Consider the following 21,621-nt stretch of genomic DNA (forward strand, 5'->3'; position numbering starts at 1 on the left):
TCTACCCGTCCCCGGGTACCGCCCGCGCTGTTCAGCCGTGTACGCGAGGGCCGGGGGCCGTCGCGCGCGCCGGACCGATGTGTGCCATGGTGTGACGGTGAGGGCACGCGGGACCACAGCGTGCGGCTGTCTCGACGGGAGTGCGGGCGAGGTGCACATCGTGATCATGGGGTGCGGTCGCGTGGGATCCACGCTGGCGCACACACTGGTGGACCTGGGCCACACCGTGGCGGTGATCGACCAGGACCCCGAGGCGTTCCGGCGGCTGCGCGGCTCCGTCTCCAAGCACGCGGTCCGCGGCGTGGGGCACGACCGCGAGGTCCTGATGTCCGCCGGGATCGACCGCGCGGGCGCGTTCGCCGCGGTCAGCAACGGCGACAACTCCAACATCATCGCCGCCCGGGTGGCGCGCGAGGCGTTCGGGGTCGAGAACGTGGTGGCGCGGATCTACGACCCGCGCCGCGCGGAGGTCTACCAGCGTCTGGGCATCCCCACCGTCGCGACGGTGCGGTGGACGGCCGACGCCTTCCTGCGCCGGATGGTGCCGGGCGACGACCGGCTCACCGCGGGCCCGGAATGGCAGGACGCGTCCGGGACGCTGGCGATGAACGAGGCGCCGCTGCCGAAGGGGTGGGCGGGCGCCCGCGTCGGAGAACTCGAGGAGGCCGCCGCGCTGCGGGTGGTGTACCTGGTACGGCGGGGACGGATCGTCCTCGCCGGGTCCGGCGTGCTCCTGGAGGAGGACGACGTCCTGCACGTGGTCGGTCACGGGCGCGAACCGGACCCCCTCCCCGAGCGGCCGGACGGGCCGCCGCGGGAGCGGGGCGACGAGACGGGACGTGGGTGAGATGCGGATCGCCATCGCGGGGGCGGGGAGCGTGGGGCGCTCCATCGCCGAGGAGCTGGCGGGCAGCGGCCACGACGTGCTGCTGATCGACCGGGACACGCGGGCCATCGGGGTGGACGACCTGCCCGAGGTGGAGTGGCTGCTGGCCGACGCGTGCGAGCTGGCGACCCTGGAGGACGCCCGTCTGGGCGACTTCGACGTGGTCGTCGCCGCCAGCAGCGACGACAAGGTCAACCTGGTGGTGTCCCTGCTGGCCAAGACCGAGTTCGGCGTGGGCCGGGTGATCGCCAGGATCAACGAGCCCGACAACGAGTGGCTGTTCAACGAGACGTGGGGCGTGGACCTGGCGGTCTCGCCGCCGAGGCTGATCGCCGACCTGGTCGAGGAGGTCCCCGAGGACGACCAGGACGAGGAGGGGACGCTGCCCCCGCTGCCGGGGGCGGAGATCGCCGAGTCGGTGCTGCACGCCGCCAGCCCGTTCGCGGGGGCCGCGGAGGCCGAGCTGAGCGCGGCGCTGCCGGAGGGCGTGGCGCTGGTCGCCGTGCTCGGGCACGGCGGGGTGCGCCCGCCCGACCCCGGGCGGAACCTGTCGGTGGGCGACACGGTGGTGTTCCTGGCCGACCCCGAGGCCCTGGGCCCGCTGGAGGTCCTGCTGGGCCCCGTGGACGACGCCGCGGACGCCTGACCCCCGGCCCGACGGCTCCCGCCCCGGTCACGCCGGCGGATCGGGGCGGTGGATCGGACGCCGGGGAGCCGGCTCGGCCCGGAGCGCCACGCCGGGGGGCGCCAGCGCGCCGGACGCCGCGCTCCGGCACGACCGGCCGGCGGGCGCCCCGGCCGAGGCCGGCGGCCCACCGCCACCGACCGGGCGCGCACGTCCCGTCGACGGCCCAGGGCGTGTTCCGTGGATGCCGTCCGTCGTGAGCGGCGCATCCGGTGCGTTCACCGCAAGGCCGCAGAAGGGGTCGGGGCGGGGTCCTGTCGACGGAGGGGAACGCCGCGAGGGCCGTGCCGGGGAGACGCGCAGCAGGACGGGTGCCCGCGGAACACGCCCTAGTCGCGGTCCTCGCGAGCGCCGTCCCCGGCGCCCGCCGCACCCGCCTCCTCCAGCGGCGTCCGGCCGCGCGCCAGGACCCACACCATGCCCGCGAACGCGGCGACCTGGAGCGGCCAGCCCATGGCGATCTTGGAGAGGCCCAGGAGGCCGAACGTGTCGGCCCAGCCGTTGGTGTCGGCCATCCACAGCGGGTACTGCACGACCACGCGGACCACGCAGGGCAGCACCAGCAGCCAGGTGAGGCGGGAGGCCAGCCGGACCACCGCCGGGTTGGAGCGCCAGGAGGTGAAGTCCTCCTTGTGCCCGATGAACGGGCCGATCATCAGCCCGATGGCGGGCCAGCGGACCAGGACCGACAGGCTGAGGACCACCGCGTAGACGGCGTTGTAGATGATCCCGGGCAGGAAGGCGTCCGCGGCGTTGCCGCTGCGCATGGCGAAGACCGCGGCGATGCCGATGCCGAACAGGCTGGTGACCACGTACTGGACCGAGGAGCGCTGCACGAGCCTGACCGCGCCCAGGACCAGCGCCGCGACCACCCCGAGGCCGATCGACAGCCTCAGGTCCGAGGCGATGACGTAGGACAGGGTGAAGGCCAGCGTGGGCATCGCCGCCTCGACCATGCCGCGCTTGCCGCCCAGGGCCTTGGACAGCTGGGAGCGGACGAGCGCCTCGACCGTGTCTTCGGTGACGGCGGGGGTCCCCGCCAGCGCGGGCCCCCCGGCCGCGCCCGGCGCCGGCCCGCCCGCCGGGGCGCCGTCCGGCGCCGCCTTGGCCGTGTCGTCCGCCCCGGCCGCCGGGGCGGCCTCCCCGGCTGCCCTCTGCTGCTCAGTCATCCTGCTCCCGGTCCGGTCGGTCCTCGGTGGCCGTCGCCCCGCCGGACCTCTCCCGCGCGGGCGCACAGGCCATGATGCCCCACACTATTAGACCCGTCACGGACCGAGGGGGCGCTCGCCGTACTCCCTCCCGCCGTCCCGCCCGTCTTTGTCATGCTTGGCCCGGTCTTGTCGCGTGCGGCTTCTCACCCGGGCCGCGGACCGGCCCCCGGCGACCGAGGACGGGGCCCGGCGTTCGGCCGCCGGGAACGCGGGTCCTGGCGGGCGTCCGCGCGACTCCGTACGCTGGCAGCCGGAACAGCAGGAGCGACTACGCGAGGAGCACCATGCAGCAGAGCACGCCCCCTCGGCCGGACCACCTGGAGTTCGCCGTCGCCCTGGACCGCGCGCTGGTCCGCCCCGGGGCCTCGCACGTCTGGTCACCGCACTCGGTGGGGACCGTGCTCGCGCTGCTCGCGAGCGGGGCCGCCGACCGCACCCTGGCAGAACTGGCCGCCCTCCTCGGCGACGACACCGAGGGGCTGCTCGACGCCCTGGACGCCGCGGTGGCCCCGGACGAGGGGCCGGACCTGGGCGCCCTGAACGGGCTGTACGTGCCCGCCGACCTCCCGGTGCGGGCGGAGTTCGCGGCACGCGTGCGCGAGCGCCCGGGCGCGGAGGTGGAGGCCGCCGACTTCGAGAAGGACTCCGAGGGCGTGCGCGCCAGGGTCAACGGCAAGGTGGCCGACGTGACCCGGGGCCTGATCGACGAGCTCCTCCCGGCCGGCAGCATCAGCCCCGACGTCCGCCTGCTGCTGGTCAACGCCCTGTGGGTGAAGGTCGTCTGGTCCGACCCGTTCGAGGCGGGCCTGACCCGGGACCGGCCGTTCCACGCACCGGGCGGGAAGCGGAAGGTCCCCACCATGCACCGGTCGGCGCGCCTGCCCCACGCTCGGGCGCAGGGGTGGAGCATGGTCGGCCTGGAGGGCGACCACGGCCTCACCCTGGACGTGCTGCTCCACGACGGGGACGCCGGCTCCCCTCCCCCGCTGACGGCGTCCGCCCTGTCGGAGCTCTACCGGGTCCGCTCGTCCCAGCAGGTCGACCTCGCCCTGCCCCGGTTCACCGTGGAGACCGACACCTCCCTGCTGGAGCCCCTCGCGTCCGTGGGGGTGCGTCACATGGTCACGGACGAGGCGCGTTTCGACGGGATCAGCGAGGAGCCGCTCCGGGTGGACGAGATCCTCCACCAGTCGGTGCTGAAGGTGGACGAGAAGGGCGCCGAGGGCGCGGCGGCCACCGCCGTGATGATGCTCCGCGCGGCGGCCGCTCCCCTGCGGCCGGTCAGGTTCACCGTCGACCGGCCGTTCGTGTTCGTGCTGCGCCGGGGCGAGTCGATCCTGTTCCTGGGACGGATCGCGGACCCGGTGGACCCGGGTCCCGGCTCCTGAGGTCGGCTCGGCGGACCGCCCCCGGGAGGACCGCCCCCGCCCTCCCCGGCGCCCGCCGGCGGGACACGGGGCGCGGCGCCGGCGCCCGCCGTCCGGGGGCCGGGCGGCCCCGCGTCAGGCCTCCGGGGCCGCGCCGGGCGCCAGGAACGCGCCGGTGATCCCGGCCAGCTCCGCGCGTGCCCGCCCGTCCGACAGCACGGCCTCGCCGTCCCCGTCCTGGGGGCCGTAGGAGCCGAACTGGGCGTGGTTCATCCCCTCCACCGACACCGTTTCCGCGGAACCGGGCAGGTGGCGGGCGTTGTCCTCGAACTCCTCGGGGCTCGTGAGGGCGTCCCTGCCGCCCGCGACGGCCAGGACCCTCAGGTCGTCGCGGTCGGCCAGCCCCGCCGACTCGGTGGCGTAGGACGCCCACAGGATCAGCCCCTCCACCCCGGGCGCGGGGTCGCCGCCCGCGTAGGACGCGGCCATCGCCCCGCCCAGGGAGTGGCCGCCCACGTACCAGGTGTCCACGTCCGGGGCGGCCGACACGGCGGAGTCGGCCCGGTTCACGTCGAACACGGCCATGTTGAGGCGCATCCGGGGGATGACGACGGTGGTTCCCGTGTCGGCGACCACCGGGGCCCACGAGGCGACGTAGGCCTCCGCCTCGACCCTGGCGCCGGGGTAGAACACGACGCCGGTGCCCGTGCCGTCCCGGGCCGGAGCGACGACCACCGCGTCCCCGGTGTTGCGCACCTGCACGGCGGGGTTCTCGACCGCCTCGGCCAGCGGCACGGGTTCGGCCCGGTACGGGGAGAGGGTCCACCCCAGGAAGGCGGCACAGGCCGCCAGGAGCACGACCAGGAGCCCCGCGGCCACCCCCCACCAGCGGCGTCGCCGCCGGCGTCCGCCCCGTACGTCCTCGGTCATGTCACGGCCCCTCTTCCCGTCCGGCGCCCGGCGGGCCGGGCGCCGCGTGTCCGGCGGACACGCTCAGCCCTTTCTACCGGTGGCTTCCGCGGCGCCGTGGGCGGGGCCGGTTCGGGGCGTACCGTGTCGGCCCCGGCCGGGTGCCCACGGCGCGTCCGCGCCCCGGGACCGGCCGGAGGGGCGCTGACGGCACGGCGCGGGGGCCGGGCCCCGGTCGACGGCGCGGGGGCCGGCGCCGGGCGTCCGGCGGGTGCGGGGGCGGCGCCGGCGGGGCGTCGGGGGCCTTCCGGCCCGGTGGCGGACGCCGCCCGCACCGGTACCGGAGCCGTGTCGGGCGGGGCGGCGGCCACCGCGGCCGGCACGCCTAGACCTCGAACACCTCGAAGGCCGTGGCCAGCGGCACCCCCGCCCACGCGCCGGCCCGGGCGGCGGCCTCGGGCAGGAACGACTTCTGGTCGAACCCGTCGAGGGCGGCCAGGTAGACGGCGTGCGCGTCCAGCGACGCCACCCCGGCGGCCAGGTCGGCCTCGCTCAGCTCCACGTAGTGCGTGGCCCGCGGCGACGCGCCGAAGGCCACGAAGCGCACCCCCGACCAGGGGGTGAGCCCCTCCTGCTCCAGGTCGGGGAACACCCACCGGTTGGCGGCGTCGCGGACGGCGTCCAGCAGGGCCGGGCCGAGGACCCGGTGGTCGGCGTGGTTGAAGCCCCCGCCCCCCGCGAACCGCTCGCGGAAGTTGATGGAGACGATCGCCTCCGGACGGTGGCGCCGGATCGCCGCGGCGACGGCCCGCCTCAGGGGCAGCCCGTACTCCAGGGTGCCGTCGGGGAAGTCCAGGAACTCGACCGTGGCGGCCCCCACCGCGGCGGCGGAGGCGCGCTGCTCCGCCATGCGCACCGGCGCGCACTCCTCGGGGGCGAGGCCGTCGATGCCCGCCTCGCCCTTGGTCACCAGGAGCTCCACGACGTCCTTGCCCTGGCCGGTCCAGCGGGCGAGCGCGGACGAACTGCCGAACTCCAGGTCGTCGGGGTGGGCGACCACCGCGAGGACCCGGTCCCAGTCCTCGGGGAGCGGCCGGGGAGCGCTCTTCTCCGTCGTCTCTGTCATGGGGCACAGACTACGGAAGGGCGGCGCCCCCGGCACCTCTCCACGTGGACCGGCTCAGGAGTCGCCGGAACCGTTCGGGGCGCCGCCGGGCGCGGCGGGCCCGGCCCCGTTCGGCGCGGCGCCGTTGGGCGAGCGCCCGGCGTTGCCGTGCTGGGCGGTCTGCTGGGCGGCGCGCGTCTTGGCCGCCTGCGCCATCTGCTCCTGGATCTGCTTGGGCACGGTGATCTGGAGCAGCTCGTTCGGCGGCACCGGCTGGTCGCCGCGCACCACGACGATGCCGGCGAAGAGCTGTTCGATCTCCGCCATCACCTCGGGTTTGGAGGCCCCCTCGCCGCGAATCACGCCGCGCAGCACCCAGCGCGGACCGTCCACGCCGATGAAGCGCACCCGCTGGGCGAGCTGCTTGCCGTCCTCGGTCGTGCGTCCCTTGACGGGGACGAGCGCCTTGAGCTCGGGGCCGAAGGTGCCCTCGTGGTCCTCGACCTTCCCGCCCTGCTTGACGACCTGCTCGCGCAGCTCCTCGCGCATCTCGTCCCACAGCCCCGAGGACTTGGGGGCGGCGAAGGGCTGCACCTGGAGCGCGCTCTTGCCGCGCACCAGGGTCACCCCGATGATCTTCTGCTTGCCCGCGCTGTCCTGGGCGACGTTCACCTGGATCTCGGTGCCCTGTTCCATGGGCAGCCGGATGCTGCCCAGGTCCATGCGTCCGGCCTCGGGCGCGTCCTCGGTGGAGTCCCACGGACCGGTGGTGCGGTAGCGGTCCGCGTCCTTGGCGGGCTGGCCCCGGGACGCCTCAGGCTCGACCTCGTTGCCGAAGGAGACGTCGCCGGCGGCCCCGCCCGTGGTGGGGCCGGCCTCCGATCCCGTTCTGCCGGTCTCATTGTCCCGCTTCTTGCGGCGGCGTCCAAACACGCCTTCACCTCTCCGATTCCGTTGGTCCCGGGATCGCACCGGGGTTGGTGGGAGCCGTCACCGCTGTGCGGCGTGGCCCCCCGTCGAACCGAAACCGCCCGTCCCCCGGTCCGACTCCGGCAGGGAGTCGGCCTCGACGAACACCGCGTGCTCCACCCGCTGGACGACCAGCTGCGCGATCCGGTCGCCCCGGGTCAGCTTCACGGGGGCCTCCCGGTCCGTGTTGAGCAGGATCACCTTGATCTCACCGCGGTATCCGGCGTCGATCGTGCCCGGCGCGTTGACCATGGTGACGCCGCTGCGCGCCGCGAGACCGGAGCGCGGGTGCACGAAGGCCGCGTACCCGTCGGGGAGGGCGATCGCCAGGCCGGTGGGAACGGTCGCGCGTTCGCCGGGGGCGAGGACGATGTCGACCGCGGTGTGCAGGTCGGCCCCTCCGTCGCCGGGATGCGCGTACGCGGGCAGGGGGAGGCCGGGGTCCAGGCGGTGGACCGTGATCGGGATCCGGCCGCCTTCCGGGGCTGTGGTACTCACATCGGCCGAGCCTATCGTCCTCCGGGCTCTGCCCCGGTGTCCGGCGCCGCCGGTTCGCGCCGGGGGCCGGGCGCGGGGCCGCGACGGCGGGGCGGGACCGGATCCCCCGGTCCCGCCCCGTACGCCCTGGCGGCTGTGCTCCCGGCCGCCGGAGCCCCTCCCGCGGCCGCGGCCCTACTCCCCGGCGTCCTCGGGGAGGGTCACCTCGACGGTGAGGTCGGTGTCGTCGGTGTCCTGGAAGTCGATCCCGGCGGCGCGGCCCGCGGCGGCGATGTCACCGGTGGCCGCGCGGGCGGCGCCGACACGCTTGCCGGAGACCCGCACGTGCTCGACCTCGGCGCGCATCGACAGCTTGGCCTCGGACTTGGCCTTGCGGATGGCGCGCAGGACCTCGGCCGTGGCGGCGAGGACCACCGGGTCGCCGTCGGCGGCCGCGGCGCGGTAGGAGGCGGCGTCCGGCCACGTCTGGGAGTGCACCGAGCCCTCCTGCCACCAGCTCCAGACCTCTTCGGCGACGAAGGGGACGAAGGGCGCGAACAGCTTGTGCAGGGCGCCCAGCGCGACGAGGAGCGCGGCGCGCGCGGAAGCCCCCTCGGCGGACGAGGTGTCGTAGGCGCGGGTCTTGACGAGCTCCAGGTAGTCGTCGCAGAAGTCCCAGAAGAAGCGCTCGGTGCGCTCCAGGGCCCGTGTGTGGTCGTAGGCGGCGAACGCGGCGGTGGCGTCCTCCACGACGTCGGCGAGCGCGGCCAGCATCGCCCGGTCCAGCGGCTCGGTGACCTGCTCCGGGTCGGCCGTGGCGCCCTCGCCCGCGACGGACATGACGAACTTGCTGGCGTTGAGGATCTTGATGGACAGCCGCCGGCCGACCTTCATCTGGCCCTCGTCCATGGCGGTGTCGGTGCCCAGGCGGCCGCTCGCCGCCCAGTACCGGACCGCGTCGGAGCTGTACTTCTCCAGCAGCGCCAGCGGGGTGACGACGTTGCCCTTGGACTTGGACATCTTCTTGCGGTCCGGGTCCAGGATCCAACCGGAGATGCCGGCCGTGCTCCAGGGCAGGGTGCCGTTCTCGAAGTTGGCGCGGACCACCGTGGCGAACAGCCAGGTGCGGATGATGTCCTGGCCCTGCGGCCGGTAGTCCATCGGGAAGACGCGCTCGAACAGGTCCTGGTCGCGTTCCCACCCGGAGGCGATCTGGGGGGACAGCGAGGAGGTGGCCCAGGTGTCCATGACGTCGGGGTCGCCCATGAAGCCGCCGGCCAGGCCGCGCTGGTCCTCGGTGTAGCCCGCGGGGACCTCGGAGCTGGGGTCGACCGGGAGCTGCTCCTCCGAGGGGAGGATCGGCTCGTCGTAGCGCGGGTTGCCGTCGGCGTCCAGCGGATACCAGACGGGGAAGGGGACGCCGAAGAAGCGCTGGCGGCTGACCAGCCAGTCGCCGTTGAGGCCGCCGACCCAGTTCTCGTAGCGGGCGCGCATGTGCTCGGGGTGCCAGGTGAGTTCGCGCCCGCGCGCGATCAGCTGCTCGCGCAGGTCCTCGTCCCGGCCGCCGTTGCGGATGTACCACTGGCGCGTGGTGACGATCTCGAGGGGCTTGTCGCCCTTCTCGTAGAACTTCACCGGGTGGGTGATGGGCTTGGGCTCGCCGACCAGGTCGCCGCTCGCGCGGAGCATCTCGACGGTGCGCTCGCGGGCCGTGTGGACGGTGGCGCCGACGAGCGCGTCGTAGGCCTCGCGGGCGGCGCCGGTCTCCAGCCCCCGGGGCGGGTCGGCGATGAAGCGGCCGTCCCAGCCGATGACGGGGCGGGTCTCCAGCTGGAGCTCGCGCCACCAGGTGACGTCGGTGGTGTCGCCGAAGGTGCAGATCATCGCGATGCCGGACCCCTTCTCGGGGTCGGCGAGGCGGTGTGCGCGGACCGGGACCTCGACGCCGAAGACCGGCGTGCGCACGGTGGTGCCGAACAGGTCCTGGTAGCGCTCGTCGTCGGGGTGGGCGACCAGGGCGACGCAGGCGGCCAGGAGCTCGGGGCGGGTGGTCTCGATGTGGACCTTCGTGCCGTCGGGCTTGTGGAAGGCGACCTCGTGGTAGGCGCTGGGGCGCTCGCGGTCCTCCAGCTCGGCCTGGGCGACGGCGGTCCGGAAGGTGACGTCCCACAGGGTGGGCGCCTCGGACATGTAGGCCTCGCCCCGGGCCAGGTTGCGCAGGAAGGCGCGCTGGGCGGCGGCGCGGGAGTTGGCGTCGATGGTGGCGTAGGTGTGGCGCCAGTCGACGCTCAGCCCGAGCCGGCGCCAGATGGACTCGAAGACCTTCTCGTCCTCGGCGGTGAGCGTGTCGCACAGCTCGATGAAGTTGCGCCGGGAGACGGGGATCTGCCGCTTGGGGTCGGGCTTGGCCGGCGGCTCGAACTCCGGGTCGTAGGGGACCGACGGGTCGCAGCGGACGCCGTAGTAGTTCTGGACGCGGCGCTCGGTGGGCAGGCCGTTGTCGTCCCAGCCCATCGGGTAGAAGACGGCCTTGCCGTTCATCCGCTGGAAGCGCGCGACGGTGTCGGTGTGCGTGTACGAGAACACGTGGCCGATGTGCAGCGACCCCGAGACCGTGGGGGGCGGGGTGTCGATGGAGTAGACGTCCTCGCGGCTGCGGGTGCGGTCGAAGTGGTAGACGCCGGACTCATCCCATACGTCGACCCACTTCGCCTCGATACCGTCCAGCGAAGGCTTGTCGGGCATGCGGAAGGAATGAGAGCGGTTGGTCATGGGGCAATGGTAGTGCTCCACCGACCGTGATCGCTCCGGGTTTCCGGGCGCCACAGAAGGCCGAAAACACCCCCCCGGGGTATCCTGCCCGCAGGAGGTCGGCATGAAAGGATCTCCCCGTACGCACAGGAGGGCGGTGCGCCCGTCGCGCCCCCTCGTACACCCAACGGAAACGGTGGACGATTCACATGGCTAAAAAGGACGGCGGTGACGTCGGTCCCGCTCTCGCCGGGTTCGCGGCCGGGATCGCGGCGGAGTTCGTGATGCGCAAGGCCCTGAACTTCGCCTGGACCCGCGTGACCGGCGAGGAACCGCCCACGGACCTGGAGTCCCCCGACGTCAGCCTCGGCCGCGCCCTCAGCTGGGCCGTGATGGCCGGCGTGGGCGTGGAGGTGGCCCGGGTGCTGGCCGTGCGGGCCGCCAGGGCGAAGCTGGTCGGCGCCGGCCCCAAGGAGCTGGAGCCCTGAGGCCCGGGCGCCCGGCGCCCCGTGACGGCGGCGGGCGGCCGACCGCACCACCCATGCGTGCGGTCGGCCGTCCGTCGCCGTCCCCCCGGCCCCCTCGCGTCCGGACGGGCGGGGAACGTCCGGGTGGTACGCGCGACGCGCCCCCGGTCAGGGACGCGTCGAGTCGCGGTGGGGTCCGCTCCCGGCGGACCGGAGGTCGCACGGAACGGCGCGGTTCAGCGCCCGTCCCGTCCGCTCAGGTGCACTCCTTGCAGACCAGCTGACCGGCGCGCTGTTCGGCGAGCTGGCTGCGGTGGTGCACCAGGAAGCAACGCGAGCAGGTGAACTCGTCGGCCTGGCGCGGGAGCACGCGCACCGCGAGCTCCTCGCCCGACAGGTCGGCACCGGGCAGTTCCATGCCCTCCGCGACCTCGTCGGGGTCGACGTCGATCGTGCCGGTGCCCTTGTCCACGCGCCGCGCCTGCAGCTCCTGGAGGCTGTCCTCGTTGATGTCCTCGTCAGTCTTGCGCGGGCTGTCGTAGTCGGTGGCCATCTCTGCTAACTCCATCCCCCTCGTTCAGTGCCTCGTCGCGCGGGTGTAACGCTTGAGAGACCTTCGTTGTGCCCGGATCTGCCGATGAGTTTTCCCGATGTCGGTGAACCGTGTCCCCTCCCGGGCCACTGTCCACAGGTGAGCAGTAATTTCACGGGATCGTGACCGATGGCGGCCATGTGTGGCGGCTGCGCCAAGGATCGGCTCCCTGTGTACTACCCAACGTCGAGCGCCTCGTAGACCAGGAAAATCCGCTTCCGCCCATTCCGGACAAAGCGCAAAACACTCCCCCAGGGGCGGGCGAAAGCCAAGACATGCCCACGTCAGGAGGGATTCCCTCCGTGTCCACGCCCGGGGAAGCATACCCACCCGAGCGCGACGCTCGTGACACGGGTGGGCGTGTCTTCGGACACGTATAGATACCACGAAGTCCGGCCGAACGCAGCTCGGTCCCGGACCGCGGCCCCGCCGGGGGCGTCCCCGCGCCGGCGGACGGCGCCCGGGGCGGGCCGGGAGGAGCGGCGCCGCGGGGGTCCGGGCCGGCCGCGGGCCCGGATCAGCGCCGGTCGCCCGGGTCCCCGGAGGCCACGGGGAGGCACACGGTGACGACCAGGCCGCCGCCCGCCCGGGGCCAGGCGGTCACCACCCCTTCGTGGGCGCGCACCACGGACCGGACGATGGACAGGCCCAGGCCGGCGCTGCGGCTGGAGCCGACCCGGTCGCCGGAGCCCCGGCGGAACGGCTCGAACAGCCCCTCGATCTCGTAGGCGGGGATCACCTTGCCGGAGTTCTCCACCTGGACGGCGGGCATCCCCTCGTACATGCCGCTGCGGACGGTGATCTCGCCCTCGGGGACGTTGTACTTGAGGGCGTTCTCCACCAGGTTGCCGACGAGCCGCTCCAGCAGGACCGGGTCGCCCAGCACCGGGGCGGGGCGCAGGTCCTGGCGCAGCGACAGGCCGGAGCCGGCCAGGTCGCCGTCGAGCTGGCTCAGCACCGTCCCGGCGACCTCTCCGAGGTCGACCCTGGCCCGGACCTCCAGCTCCCTGTCGCTCTTGGCGAGGAAGAGCAGGCCGTCGATGAGCCGTTCGTGGCGGGCGTTGGTCTCCAGGAGGGTCTGCCCCACGCTCTTCAGGTCGGACGAGACGTCCGGCGCGCTGAGCGCCACCTCCAGGAGGGTGCGGTTGATCGCCAGGGGCGTGCGCAGCTCGTGGGAGGCGTTGGCGACGAAGCGCCGCTGCCCGTCGAAGGCCCGGTCCAGGCGCTCCAGCATGCCGTCGAAGGTGTCCGCCAGCTCGCGGATCTCGTCGTCGGGGCCGGACAGGGCGATCCGCTCGTGCAGGGACCGCTCCGACAGCCGGCGCGCGATGCGGGTGATCTTCTGCAGCGGCGACAGGGCCCGCCCCGCCACCGCGTACCCCAGGGCCACCGCGAGGAGCCCCACCAGGAACAGCGCCAACAGCGAGAACCGCGTGACGTGGGTGAGGACCTCCTCGATGAGGTAGCTGTGGGCGAGCAGCTCCGAGGCGGACTCCTCCGCCAGGAGCGCGTTGAGCAGGACCGCCACGACCAGGTAGTTGACCAGGACGAGCACGGAGCCCGCGGCGAAGAACAGCATCCCGTAGATGAGGGTGAGCCGTGCGCGCAGGCTGATGTTGTCGGTGAAGCGGTGGACCCGCTCGGAGGCCGTGGAGCGCTCCGCGGCCCCGCCCCGGGGAGAGGCGGAGTGCAGTCGGCGCCACGTCCCGGTGTCGCCGGGGCCGGTGGGTTCCACCTGCCCGGGCTCGGGACGCTCCCCCGGTCTCACAACCGGTACCCCGCCCCCGGCACCGTCTGGATGACGGGCGGGTCGCCGAGCTTCTTGCGCAGCGTCATGACGGTGACGCGGACGACGTTCGTGAAGGGGTCGGCGTTCTCGTCCCAGGCCTTCTCCAGCAGCCCCTCGGCGCTGACCACGGTCCCCTGGGCGCGCATGAGCACCTGGAGGACGGCGAACTCCTTGGGGGTGAGGGGGATCTCCCGGTCGTCGCGGTACACGCGGTGGTTGGCCGGGTCGAGGGTGATGCCGTGGCGCTCCAGGACCGGCGGGAGCGGCGGCGCGGAACGGCGGCTGAGCGCGCGCACGCGGGCGATGAGCTCGGCGAAGGCGAAGGGCTTGGCCAGGTAGTCGTCGGCCCCGATGGTGAGGCCCTCGACCTTGTCCTGGACGCCACCGGAGGCGGTGAGCATCAGGATGCGGCCGTTGTAGCTCTCGTTGACCAGGGTGCGGGCGACGTCGTCCCCGTGGGTGCCCGGGAGGTCCCTGTCCAGGACGACCACGTCGTAGTCGTTGACGGCCGTGTGCTCCAGGGCGGTGTCGCCGTCGTAGACCACGTCGACGGCCATGGCCTCGCGGCGCAGCCCGACCGCGACGGCGTCGGCCAGGACTCGTTCGTCTTCGACCACGAGTACGCGCACGTTGTCCCTCTGAAGCATCGGTACCTGGAAGAAAAGGGGCCGCTGCCGGCGCATCCCCCAACACACCGGCAGCGGCGTTCTTGGTCCCGGCCGCGTCAACCGTTCTTTCACAACCGGGGTAAGGAGACGGTAAACCCGTCGCGGCGGTTTCGCGAACCGGCCGCCCACCTCACCCCCGTGCGACCACGGGCGCTGGGCCGGGAGCTTCACCACTCCCCTTGGCGCACGGGGAGCCGCCGCCGACGAATCCCCCAACCGTCGGCAGCGACCCAACCCCGCACATCTCGAATGTGTCAGATGAAGAATAAGGAACGAGTAAGCACAAGACCCCGGAGGGAAATGTGTCGTGGGACACCCTTGGCCCGGACTTGACCGGGGCCGGGCGGGCGCCGCGCGGTCCCGGCCCCGCACCCCTCGGCCGGCCCCGCCCCTCCCGCGCAGCACGCTCCCGCCGCGGGGGGGGCGGATCACGGAAGGATCACGCCCGGGGGGCGGTGGTTTGGCCCGGACCACAGTGCGGTACACGTAAGGGATGCGCGCGGACACCGGCCCGAGGGCCGGACCGCGACGCGCAGGCGTGTCACAGGGTCGTGACCACTTCGATCGTGCGGACGCCCCCCGGCGTGCGCGAACGGATCCGCACCGGCGCACCAGCGTGCCCCGGTGCCTACCCCTGGAAGAGGTGCAATGGGCGAGTTCCTCGCGGAGATCACGGTTCGCATCAACGAGACCAGCAGTTCGTTCAAGGCCGCACAGGCCGCCGGAGACCACTTCCTCGCCGACACGCATGCGTCGGAGCTGGAGGACCTGCACCGCATCGCGGCCCGCAACGGCATCGACACCCGCGCCTAGGGCGCCCGGGACGGGTGACGGCGTCGCGGCGCGGTGGGACGACGCGTTCCCACCGCGCCCTTCGCGCGCCCGGGGTCAGCCGTCGGTGTCGGCGCCCAGCGGCGCCAGGAGCGCGTCGAGGGCGTCGTAGAGCTCCGGGCGCCCGGCGATGACGAGGTCGTTGCCGGGCGGCCCGCCGCCCGGTCCGCCCACGCGGATCCCCGCCTCACTGGCAACCAGGCCCGGCGCGGCCCAGTCCCAGGGGTGGAGCCCGCGCTCGTAGTAGGCGTTGCAGCGGCCGGTGGCGAGGCCGGTCAGGTCCACCGCGGCCGAGCCTCCGCGCCGGATGTCGCGGATGTGCGGCACGACCTCCAGGAGGACCTTCGCCTGCTGGATCCGCCGCTCGGCGAAGTAGCCGAAACCGGTGGCGACCAGCGCGAGCTCCAGGGGGACCGCGGGCGGGGCCTGGAGGGGCTCGCCGTTGCGGCGGGAGCCGCCGCCCAGGACCGCCTCGAACATCTCCCCCCGCGCGGGCACGTTGACCGCGGAGGCGACCACCACGCCGTCGACCTCGGCGGCCACGGCCACACCCCAGTCGGGGCTCCCGTACAGGTAGTTGACCGTGCCGTCGATGGGGTCGACGATCCAGCGCACCCCGCTGGTGCCCTCCTCGCCGCCGCCCTCCTCCCCCAGGACGGCGTCGTCCGGGCGGGCGGCCAGCAGGCGTGCCCGGATGAGGTCCTCGGTGGCGCGGTCCATCCTGGTGACGACGTCGGTGGGGCTGGACTTGGTGTCGAGCACGGTGATGCCCGCCTGGCCCCCGGCGGCGAGGTCGCCCGCCTCCGCCGCCACTCTCACGGCGAGGTCGCGCAGGCTCCCGCGGTCGGGCGCGGCGTGGGTGGTACTCACTGGTGGTTCTCCCCGTCGTGGCATGGCCCCGTGCCGGCCCCGCCCGGACGCGAGGCCGCCGGGTGCCCGGTACGCATGCTGGTGCGCGGGGCCGGGAGCGCTACCGACGCCCGTGAGGGCCCCGCAACCGCACCCTATGCCCGCCGGCCGGGGCCGCGGCCCGGATCGGCGGGACCTCCTCGGCGGTCCCCGGGGAACGGTCCTCCCCCGACGACCGGGCGGTCGGCGCGGAGCGCCGGTACCGCGTACCGTGCGGCGCGTCCGGCCCCGTTCCGCCCCCGGAGCGCATCACCCCGCCCGGATCGGGCACTGTCCGTTCCGGGGAGGCGTGAGAGCGAACGCGGGAGGAGCCCACCCGGTGCCCGGCCCCGGCACCGCCCTCCCGGGTGCACCGCGAGCGGGCCGTGAACGGTCACGGACGCACGGCGACGACGCCGGCGCGGGCCCCGGTCCGCGCCCCCTCGCCGCACGGCGGGCGTCCGGAACCGCTCCGGACGCCTCCGGCGGCGTGGCCCACCCTCCGGAAGTCCGCGGGCGCCCTTCCTCCGGACCTCTGGACACGTCGAGGAGAAAGAGGCAGCCTCATGCATCACCAGCAGCAGACCCCGCGGACCTGGCACAAGGCCGGTCACAGCCAGGGCGCCACGAACTGCGTCGAGGTGTCCGAGGGCGCGACCGCGGCCGTACGCGACACACGGAACCGGGACAGGGGGTACCTGGAGTTCCCCAACCGCGAGTGGGCCGCGCTCCTCGCGACGGTCGCCTGACGGCGTCCCGCCCCGTCCCCGGAGGGTTCCCGGGCGCGCGGTGGGACGCGGCGGGACGCGGGGCGGCGGCTCCGCGTTCCACCGCGCCTCGGCCGGGGAGCCGTTCTCCGGAGGGCTCCCCGGCCGGCGGGCGACCGCGCGCGGGCCGGGGTCCGGCCGTGCGCCACGGGCGCGGGGGCGCGACGGGGCCCGCGGGGGCGCGGAGGACCTCTGCCTACAGCAGGTCGGGCCTGGCCCACTCCTTGCCGTGGACGTGGTGGTCGAGGAAGGCGAAGACGGTCTTGTACCAGATCTGGGCGTTCCCCGGCGTGAGGATCCAGTGGTTCTCGTCCGGGAAGTACAGGAACTTGGCGTCCACCTCGTGCAGCAGCAGGTCGCGCCACAGGCGCAGCCCCTCGGAGATGGGCACCCGGTAGTCCTTGTCGCCGTGGATGACGAGCATCGGGGTGCGGATGTCCGCCGCGTGCAGGTGCGGCGAGTTCAGGGTGTAGCGCTCCGGCCGGTCCAGCGGGGTGCCGAACTCCCGCTCCCACACCGGCGGGTAGTCGGTGGTCCCGCTGAAGCCGTCCAGGCCCCAGAGGGAGGCGTGCGAGACGATCGCCTTGAACCTGTCGGTATGCCCGGCGATCCAGTTGGCCATGTAGCCGCCGAAGGAGCCGCCCATCATGGCGGTCCGCTCGGCGTCGATGTCGTCGCGGGCCACGGCCGCGTCCGTGGCGGCCATGACGTCGGCGTACGTGCGCGGGCCCCACGCGCCCCAGGCCCGGCGGAGCATGTCCTGCCCGTAGCCGGTGGACAGCGCCGGGTCGGGCAGCAGGACCGCGTAGCCGCGGGCGGCGAGCAGCCACGGGTTCCAGCGCCAGGACCAGCCGTTGAAGCTCATGTAGGGGCCGCCGTGCACCCACAGCATGAGCGGTGCGGGCGACTCCGCGGACGCCTCCTCCGGCAGGACGAGCCAGGACCGGATCCGGGTGCCGTCGTCCGCCGTGGTCTCGACCTCGGTCAGGGCGCCGGGCATGGTCAGCGCGGAGCCGGGCGTGCGCAGGTACGCGGGCTCCCCGTCCTCGGTGTCCGAGGCCAGGCGCACGGGGGCCGGCGGGGCGTCCCAGGCGTCGCGCAGCGCGTACACGTACCGGCCGTCGGGGGACGGGTTGAGGCCGCTGTAGGCGCCGTGGTCCCCGGTGATCCGGGTGACCGCGCCGGTGGCCGTGTCGACGCGGAAGACCGGGCGGCGGCCGTTCTCGTCGGCGACGACGAACACGGCGCCGGAGTCGGCGGACCAGGCGAGCTCGCGCGGCCACATCTCGTGTCCGGGGAGCAGGTCGCGGCCCTCCCCGGTGGCGAGGTCGACCAGCCACGCGGTCTCGTCGCGCGGCTCGCCGTCGTACTCGCCCTCGTGGCTGCGGACGAGGAGGACGCTGCGCCCGTCCGGGGAGACCTGCGGGCGGCCGAAGTCGAACTCGGGGGCGGTGGCGATCGCGCGCCGCTCGCCGGTGGCGGTGTCGACGGCGACGACCTCGGTGCGGTGGGCGCCGCCCGCGGCGGGGACCCGCCACTCGGTGACGAGGACCGTGCCGTCGGGCGTGAGGGAGCCGCCCGCGCCCAGGAGCGCCGTGCCCGCGTCCGGTGTGAGGTCCCGGGGCTCGCCGAGCCGGGCGTCGTCGTCGGCCGGCGGCGCGGCGACGAAGTAGCGGGGGTGGTCGGGGCCGACGTCACTGTCCCAGTGGCGGACGGGGAGCTCCTCGTGCAGGATGGCGCTGACGCCGGCCTCCTCACGGGCCTTGCGGGCCTCCTTGTCGCCCTCCGCGTCCTCGCTGCGCGGGAACACGTCGGAGGTGAAGGCGACCAGGCCGGAGTCGCGGGCGACGGTGAAGGGGCCCACGCCTCCGGGCCGGGAGGCGACCTGGCGGGCCTCGCCGCCACCGGCGGGCAGGAGCCACAGGGCGGAGGACGCCTTGTCCCCGGCCCCGGCCTCGGGGTCGGGTCTGCCGGTGGTGAAGAGCACCGAGCCGTCCGGCAGGAAGCCGACGCCGCTCTCGCCCTCGGCGGAGCGGGTGAGGCGCCGGGGGGCGCTCCCGCCCTCGGCCTCGGGGCTGACGTCGATCTCCCACAGGGCGCTGCGGAAGGACTTGGCGTCGGGGGCGATGCCGCTGACGGGTGCGACCAGACGGGTTCCGTCCGGCGAGAGGCGCAGGCCGTTGACGCGGCGAAGTCGGACGTACTCCGGCAGCTCATACCAGGAACGAACCAAGACACATACTCCTGAACGTCGACTCGTGATCCGGGGGAGACCCTATCTGGCGGGTCCTGGGCGGCCACCGGCGCCGCCGACTCGGGGGAGGGGCGGTGTCAGCAGCGTTTACCCAACCTACCGGCGCACCGCCGACCGCGCTCCCCCCGTTCGTCGGGCGGGGCCGCGGGGCGGGCCCCGCCCCGGAACGCGTCGGGGGGCGGGACCGCGAGGGATCCGCCCGGCCGCGTCCGGGGGCGGCGGAGGAGCGGGAAGGAGAGGGCGGAGCGGCGGGCCCGCCCGACCGCGTCCGGGGGCGGCGGCCCGCACCCGGCAGACCCGTCGCGGGGCGGTACGGCCCGCGGGCCGTCCGGGGGCGGCGGCACGGCGCGCCGTCCCCCGTCCCGGCGCGGTTCAGCAGTCGCAGCCGGCACAGCGCGGGAGGGCGCCCAGTTTCCGGGGGGCCTTCCCCTCGGCGTACTCGCGGACCAGGTCGGTCACCATGGACACGAACGCGGGGTGCGTGCCCGGGCTGAGCGCCCGCTCGTAGCCGATGCCCAGCTTCTGGGCGGTCTCGCGCGCCTCGACGTCGAGGTCGAACTTGACCTCCATGTGGTCGGAGACGAACCCGTGCGGGACGACGACCACGGCGGGCACGCCCTCGGCGGCGAGTTCCTCCATGCGGTCGTTGACGTCCGGCTCCAGCCAGGGCTGGCTCGGCGGGCCGCTGCGGCTCTGGTAGACGACCTCGAACGGGTACTCGCGGTCGAGGCGGTCCACCACCAGGCGGGCCACCTCGGCGAGCTGCGCCCCGTAGGCTCCCGCGGGGCCGAACCCCTGTCCCGGCCCTCCGCTCTCCTGTGCCATCGCCATGGGGATGGAGTGCGCGGAGAAGAGCAGGCGCGCGCCCCCGCGCTGGTCCTCGGGGAGGGCGTCCAGGGACGCGAGGGTGTGCTCCACCAGCGGCTCGACGAACCCGGGGTGGTCGTAGAAGGGGCGGATCAGGTCGACCTCGGGGGCGTCTTCCCCCAGTGCGGCGCGGGCGCGGGCGATGTCCTCCTCGTAGGCCGTGCGGCTCGACCAGTTGCAGTACGCGGAGGTGGGCAGGGCCAGCACCCGGCGCACGCCGTCGTCGCGCATCGCGGCGAGGGTGTCGGTGAGCATCGGCGCCCAGAACCGGTTGCCCCAGTAGACGGGCAGGTCGATCCCGTTGGCGGAGAAGTCGTCGGTGATCGCGGCGATCAGGTCCCGGCACTGCTGGTTGATCGGGCTCACACCTCCGAAGAGGAAGTAGTGCTCTCCGACCTCGGCCAGCCGCTCGCGGGGGATGTTGCGTCCGCGGGTGACGTTCTCCAGGAAGGGGATGACCTCGTCCTCGCCCTCCGGGCCACCGAAGGAGATCAGCAGAAACGCGTCGTAAGGCCTCATGGACCTTATGAAACCAGCTCTCCGGGACCTCCTCGCGCGACCCCCCGGATCGGCGCCCTGTGGTCTTGGCCTCCCCTCCGGCGGAGGACGGGGCTCCCGTCTCAGGACCCCTGGCGGCGGAAGTGACCGATGGGTAATGTCGCCGCATGACAGATGTGATGTGGCGCACATGGGCGGACACCTACCAGGCTCACCCGAGGCGCACGGCGGCTCCCGGGGACACCGCGGCGGTGGCCGCCGCGGTCCTCTCGGCCGCCGACGAGGGCCTGAGGGTCCGCATGGTCGGTTCGGGCCACTCCTTCACCGACGTCGCGGTGACCGACGGCCTCCTCCTCTCCCCCTCCTCCCTGGCCGCGGTGCGCTCGGTCGACCCGGAGGCGGGCACCGCCACGGTCGAGGCGGGCCTGCCCCTGTGCGACTTCAACGACGTGCTGGCCGAGCACGGCGTCGCCCTGGCCAACATGGGCGACATCGCCGTGCAGACCATGGCCGGGGCGGTGCAGACCGGTACCCACGGGACCGGCCGGGACTCGGGCGGCCTGGCCTCACAGGTGGTCGGGCTGGAGATGGTGCTCGCCGACGGCTCCGTGGTCGAGTGCTCCCCGGACCGCGACCCCGGGCTGTTCCACGCCGCCCGGGTGGGGCTGGGCGCGTTCGGCGTGGTCACCGCGCTGACGATGGCGGTGCGTCCGGCCTTCCTGCTGTACGCGAGGGAGGAGCCGATGCCGTTGGACGAGGTACTGGAGAGGCTTCCCGAGCTGCGTGCGGGCAACGAGCACTTCGAGTTCTTCTGGTTCCCGCACACCGGCAACACCAACACCAAGCGCAACAACACCGCGGACGGGCCGGCACGGCCGCTGTCCGGCTTCCGGGCGTGGCTGGACGACGACTTCCTGTCCAACACGGTCTTCGAGGGCGTCAACCGCGTGTGCCGCCGCCACCCCCGGATCGTGCCCGCCGTGAACCGGGTCAGCTCGCGGGCGCTGTCGGCCCGCAGGTACACCGACACGTCGCACAAGGTGTTCGCGTCCGTGCGCGACGTGCGGTTCGTCGAGATGGAGTACGCGATCCCCGCCGAGCACCTGGTGGACGTGCTGCGCGAGGCCCGCGGGATCGTGGACCGGGGCGACCACCGGGTGAGCTTCCCGGTGGAGGTGAGGTTCGCGCCGGCCGACGACGTGTGGCTGTCGACCGCCTACGGGCGCGACACGGCGTACGTCGCGGTGCACATGTACAAGGGCACCCCCTACGAGGCGTACTTCGCCGACATGGAGGCCGTGTTCACGTCGGTGGGCGGGCGCCCGCACTGGGGCAAGATGCACACGCGCGACCGGTCCTACCTGGAGAAGGTCTATCCGCGCCTGGGCGAGGCCCTGGCGGTGCGCGACCGCGTGGACCCGCGGCGCCGGTTCGGCAACGACTACCTGGAGCGGGTCCTCGGCTGAGGCGCCGGGGCGGGGGTGCGGGCCCCTCCGGGGCCGCCCCCGTCCGGGGTCCGGCGTCGCAGCGCACGGGCGGCGGGGGCCCCGCCCGGGGCCCCCCCCCCGCGGGCGGGCCCCCGGGGGCGGGGCCCCGGCGCCCGGGGGCCGGGGGCCGCACGTAGCCCGGGGGGCCGGGGC

Annotated in this window: 19 protein-coding genes; 7 read left to right on the top strand and 12 right to left on the bottom strand. The window is 74.3% G+C overall.

Annotated features, from left to right (window positions below; translation table 11 throughout):
• Nucleotides 1-151: 151 nt before the first annotated feature.
• Together ACIRPH_RS26880 and ACIRPH_RS26885 are read left to right on the top strand one after the other, a co-directional pair.
• A complete protein-coding gene (locus ACIRPH_RS26880; protein WP_402919209.1) occupies nucleotides 152-847 on the top strand; it encodes a potassium channel family protein in 696 nt (231 codons plus the stop codon).
• On the top strand, nucleotides 840-1,532 hold the full coding sequence (locus ACIRPH_RS26885; protein WP_402919210.1) for a potassium channel family protein: 693 nt from the start codon (nucleotides 840-842) through the stop codon (nucleotides 1,530-1,532). The genes ACIRPH_RS26880 and ACIRPH_RS26885 overlap by 8 nt, the downstream gene beginning before the upstream one ends.
• Before the next feature lie 368 nt (nucleotides 1,533-1,900).
• On the opposite strand, the gene ACIRPH_RS26890 is transcribed toward ACIRPH_RS26885, so the two are convergent.
• On the bottom strand, nucleotides 1,901-2,740 hold the full coding sequence (locus ACIRPH_RS26890; protein ID WP_402919212.1) for a DUF3159 domain-containing protein: 840 nt from the start codon (nucleotides 2,738-2,740) through the stop codon (nucleotides 1,901-1,903).
• 326 nt (nucleotides 2,741-3,066) lie between these two features.
• On the opposite strand from ACIRPH_RS26890, the gene ACIRPH_RS26895 reads away from it, so the two are divergent.
• Complete coding sequence (locus tag ACIRPH_RS26895) at nucleotides 3,067-4,170, top strand: serpin family protein (RefSeq protein WP_402919214.1); 1,104 nt, start codon at nucleotides 3,067-3,069, stop codon at nucleotides 4,168-4,170.
• A 114-nt stretch (nucleotides 4,171-4,284) separates the two neighbouring features.
• Here the strand turns inward: ACIRPH_RS26895 and ACIRPH_RS26900 are convergent, their stop codons facing one another.
• The 5 genes from ACIRPH_RS26900 to valS all read right to left on the bottom strand — a co-directional run bounded on the left by ACIRPH_RS26900 (nucleotide 4,285) and on the right by valS (nucleotide 10,381).
• Nucleotides 4,285-5,079 carry an alpha/beta hydrolase gene (locus ACIRPH_RS26900; protein WP_402919216.1) on the bottom strand — a complete coding sequence of 265 codons (795 nt, stop codon included), beginning with the start codon at nucleotides 5,077-5,079 and terminating at the stop codon, nucleotides 4,285-4,287.
• Between the two features lie 364 nt (nucleotides 5,080-5,443).
• Nucleotides 5,444-6,184, bottom strand: a complete 741-nt coding sequence (locus ACIRPH_RS26905) for a PIG-L deacetylase family protein (protein WP_402919218.1) — start codon at nucleotides 6,182-6,184, stop codon at nucleotides 5,444-5,446.
• A gap of 54 nt (nucleotides 6,185-6,238) precedes the next feature.
• The gene (locus ACIRPH_RS26910; RefSeq protein WP_402919220.1) at nucleotides 6,239-7,096 is read right to left on the bottom strand and encodes a DUF3710 domain-containing protein; all 858 of its coding nucleotides are present in this window, start codon (nucleotides 7,094-7,096) and stop codon (nucleotides 6,239-6,241) included.
• A 57-nt stretch (nucleotides 7,097-7,153) separates the two neighbouring features.
• Nucleotides 7,154-7,630, bottom strand: coding sequence for a dUTP diphosphatase (gene dut, locus ACIRPH_RS26915; protein ID WP_402919221.1), 477 nt, complete (start codon nucleotides 7,628-7,630; stop codon nucleotides 7,154-7,156).
• 174 nt (nucleotides 7,631-7,804) lie between these two features.
• On the bottom strand, nucleotides 7,805-10,381 hold the full coding sequence (valS, locus tag ACIRPH_RS26920) for a valine--tRNA ligase (protein ID WP_402919223.1): 2,577 nt from the start codon (nucleotides 10,379-10,381) through the stop codon (nucleotides 7,805-7,807).
• Nucleotides 10,382-10,569: 188 nt separating this feature from the next.
• On the opposite strand from valS, the gene ACIRPH_RS26925 reads away from it, so the two are divergent.
• Complete coding sequence (locus tag ACIRPH_RS26925) at nucleotides 10,570-10,848, top strand: DUF4235 domain-containing protein (RefSeq protein WP_355012229.1); 279 nt, start codon at nucleotides 10,570-10,572, stop codon at nucleotides 10,846-10,848.
• 235 nt (nucleotides 10,849-11,083) lie between these two features.
• Here the strand turns inward: ACIRPH_RS26925 and ACIRPH_RS26930 are convergent, their stop codons facing one another.
• The 3 genes from ACIRPH_RS26930 to ACIRPH_RS26940 all read right to left on the bottom strand — a co-directional run bounded on the left by ACIRPH_RS26930 (nucleotide 11,084) and on the right by ACIRPH_RS26940 (nucleotide 13,837).
• On the bottom strand, nucleotides 11,084-11,380 hold the full coding sequence (locus ACIRPH_RS26930) for a DUF4193 domain-containing protein (protein WP_087100666.1): 297 nt from the start codon (nucleotides 11,378-11,380) through the stop codon (nucleotides 11,084-11,086).
• A gap of 556 nt (nucleotides 11,381-11,936) precedes the next feature.
• Nucleotides 11,937-13,187, bottom strand: coding sequence for a sensor histidine kinase (locus tag ACIRPH_RS26935; RefSeq protein ID WP_402919225.1), 1,251 nt, complete (start codon nucleotides 13,185-13,187; stop codon nucleotides 11,937-11,939).
• Nucleotides 13,184-13,837 (bottom strand): response regulator transcription factor, encoded by a 654-nt coding sequence (locus ACIRPH_RS26940; protein WP_267949130.1) that lies wholly within the window; start codon nucleotides 13,835-13,837, stop codon nucleotides 13,184-13,186. Before ACIRPH_RS26940 ends, ACIRPH_RS26935 begins: the two co-directional genes overlap by 4 nt.
• 687 nt (nucleotides 13,838-14,524) lie before the next feature.
• Between ACIRPH_RS26940 and ACIRPH_RS26945 the strand changes: the two genes are divergently transcribed.
• A complete protein-coding gene (locus ACIRPH_RS26945; RefSeq protein WP_402919227.1) occupies nucleotides 14,525-14,689 on the top strand; it encodes a hypothetical protein in 165 nt (54 codons plus the stop codon).
• A gap of 75 nt (nucleotides 14,690-14,764) precedes the next feature.
• Here the strand turns inward: ACIRPH_RS26945 and ACIRPH_RS26950 are convergent, their stop codons facing one another.
• Complete coding sequence (locus ACIRPH_RS26950) at nucleotides 14,765-15,577, bottom strand: inositol monophosphatase family protein (RefSeq protein WP_402919229.1); 813 nt, start codon at nucleotides 15,575-15,577, stop codon at nucleotides 14,765-14,767.
• Between the two features lie 584 nt (nucleotides 15,578-16,161).
• On the opposite strand from ACIRPH_RS26950, the gene ACIRPH_RS26955 reads away from it, so the two are divergent.
• Nucleotides 16,162-16,344, top strand: coding sequence for a DUF397 domain-containing protein (locus ACIRPH_RS26955; protein ID WP_402919230.1), 183 nt, complete (start codon nucleotides 16,162-16,164; stop codon nucleotides 16,342-16,344).
• Nucleotides 16,345-16,558: 214 nt separating this feature from the next.
• Here ACIRPH_RS26955 and ACIRPH_RS26960 read toward each other — a convergent pair whose 3' ends face one another.
• Both ACIRPH_RS26960 and ACIRPH_RS26965 read right to left on the bottom strand, forming a co-directional pair.
• A complete protein-coding gene (locus ACIRPH_RS26960; RefSeq protein ID WP_402919232.1) occupies nucleotides 16,559-18,595 on the bottom strand; it encodes a S9 family peptidase in 2,037 nt (678 codons plus the stop codon).
• 393 nt (nucleotides 18,596-18,988) lie between these two features.
• Nucleotides 18,989-20,002, bottom strand: a complete 1,014-nt coding sequence (locus ACIRPH_RS26965; protein ID WP_402919234.1) for a ferrochelatase — start codon at nucleotides 20,000-20,002, stop codon at nucleotides 18,989-18,991.
• 146 nt (nucleotides 20,003-20,148) lie between these two features.
• On the opposite strand from ACIRPH_RS26965, the gene ACIRPH_RS26970 reads away from it, so the two are divergent.
• Nucleotides 20,149-21,447, top strand: a complete 1,299-nt coding sequence (locus ACIRPH_RS26970; protein WP_402919236.1) for a D-arabinono-1,4-lactone oxidase — start codon at nucleotides 20,149-20,151, stop codon at nucleotides 21,445-21,447.
• The last annotated feature ends 174 nt before the right edge of the window (nucleotides 21,448-21,621 follow it).

Source organism: Nocardiopsis sp. NPDC101807, from assembly GCF_044766605.1.
GTDB lineage: Bacteria > Actinomycetota > Actinomycetes > Streptosporangiales > Streptosporangiaceae > Nocardiopsis > Nocardiopsis tropica.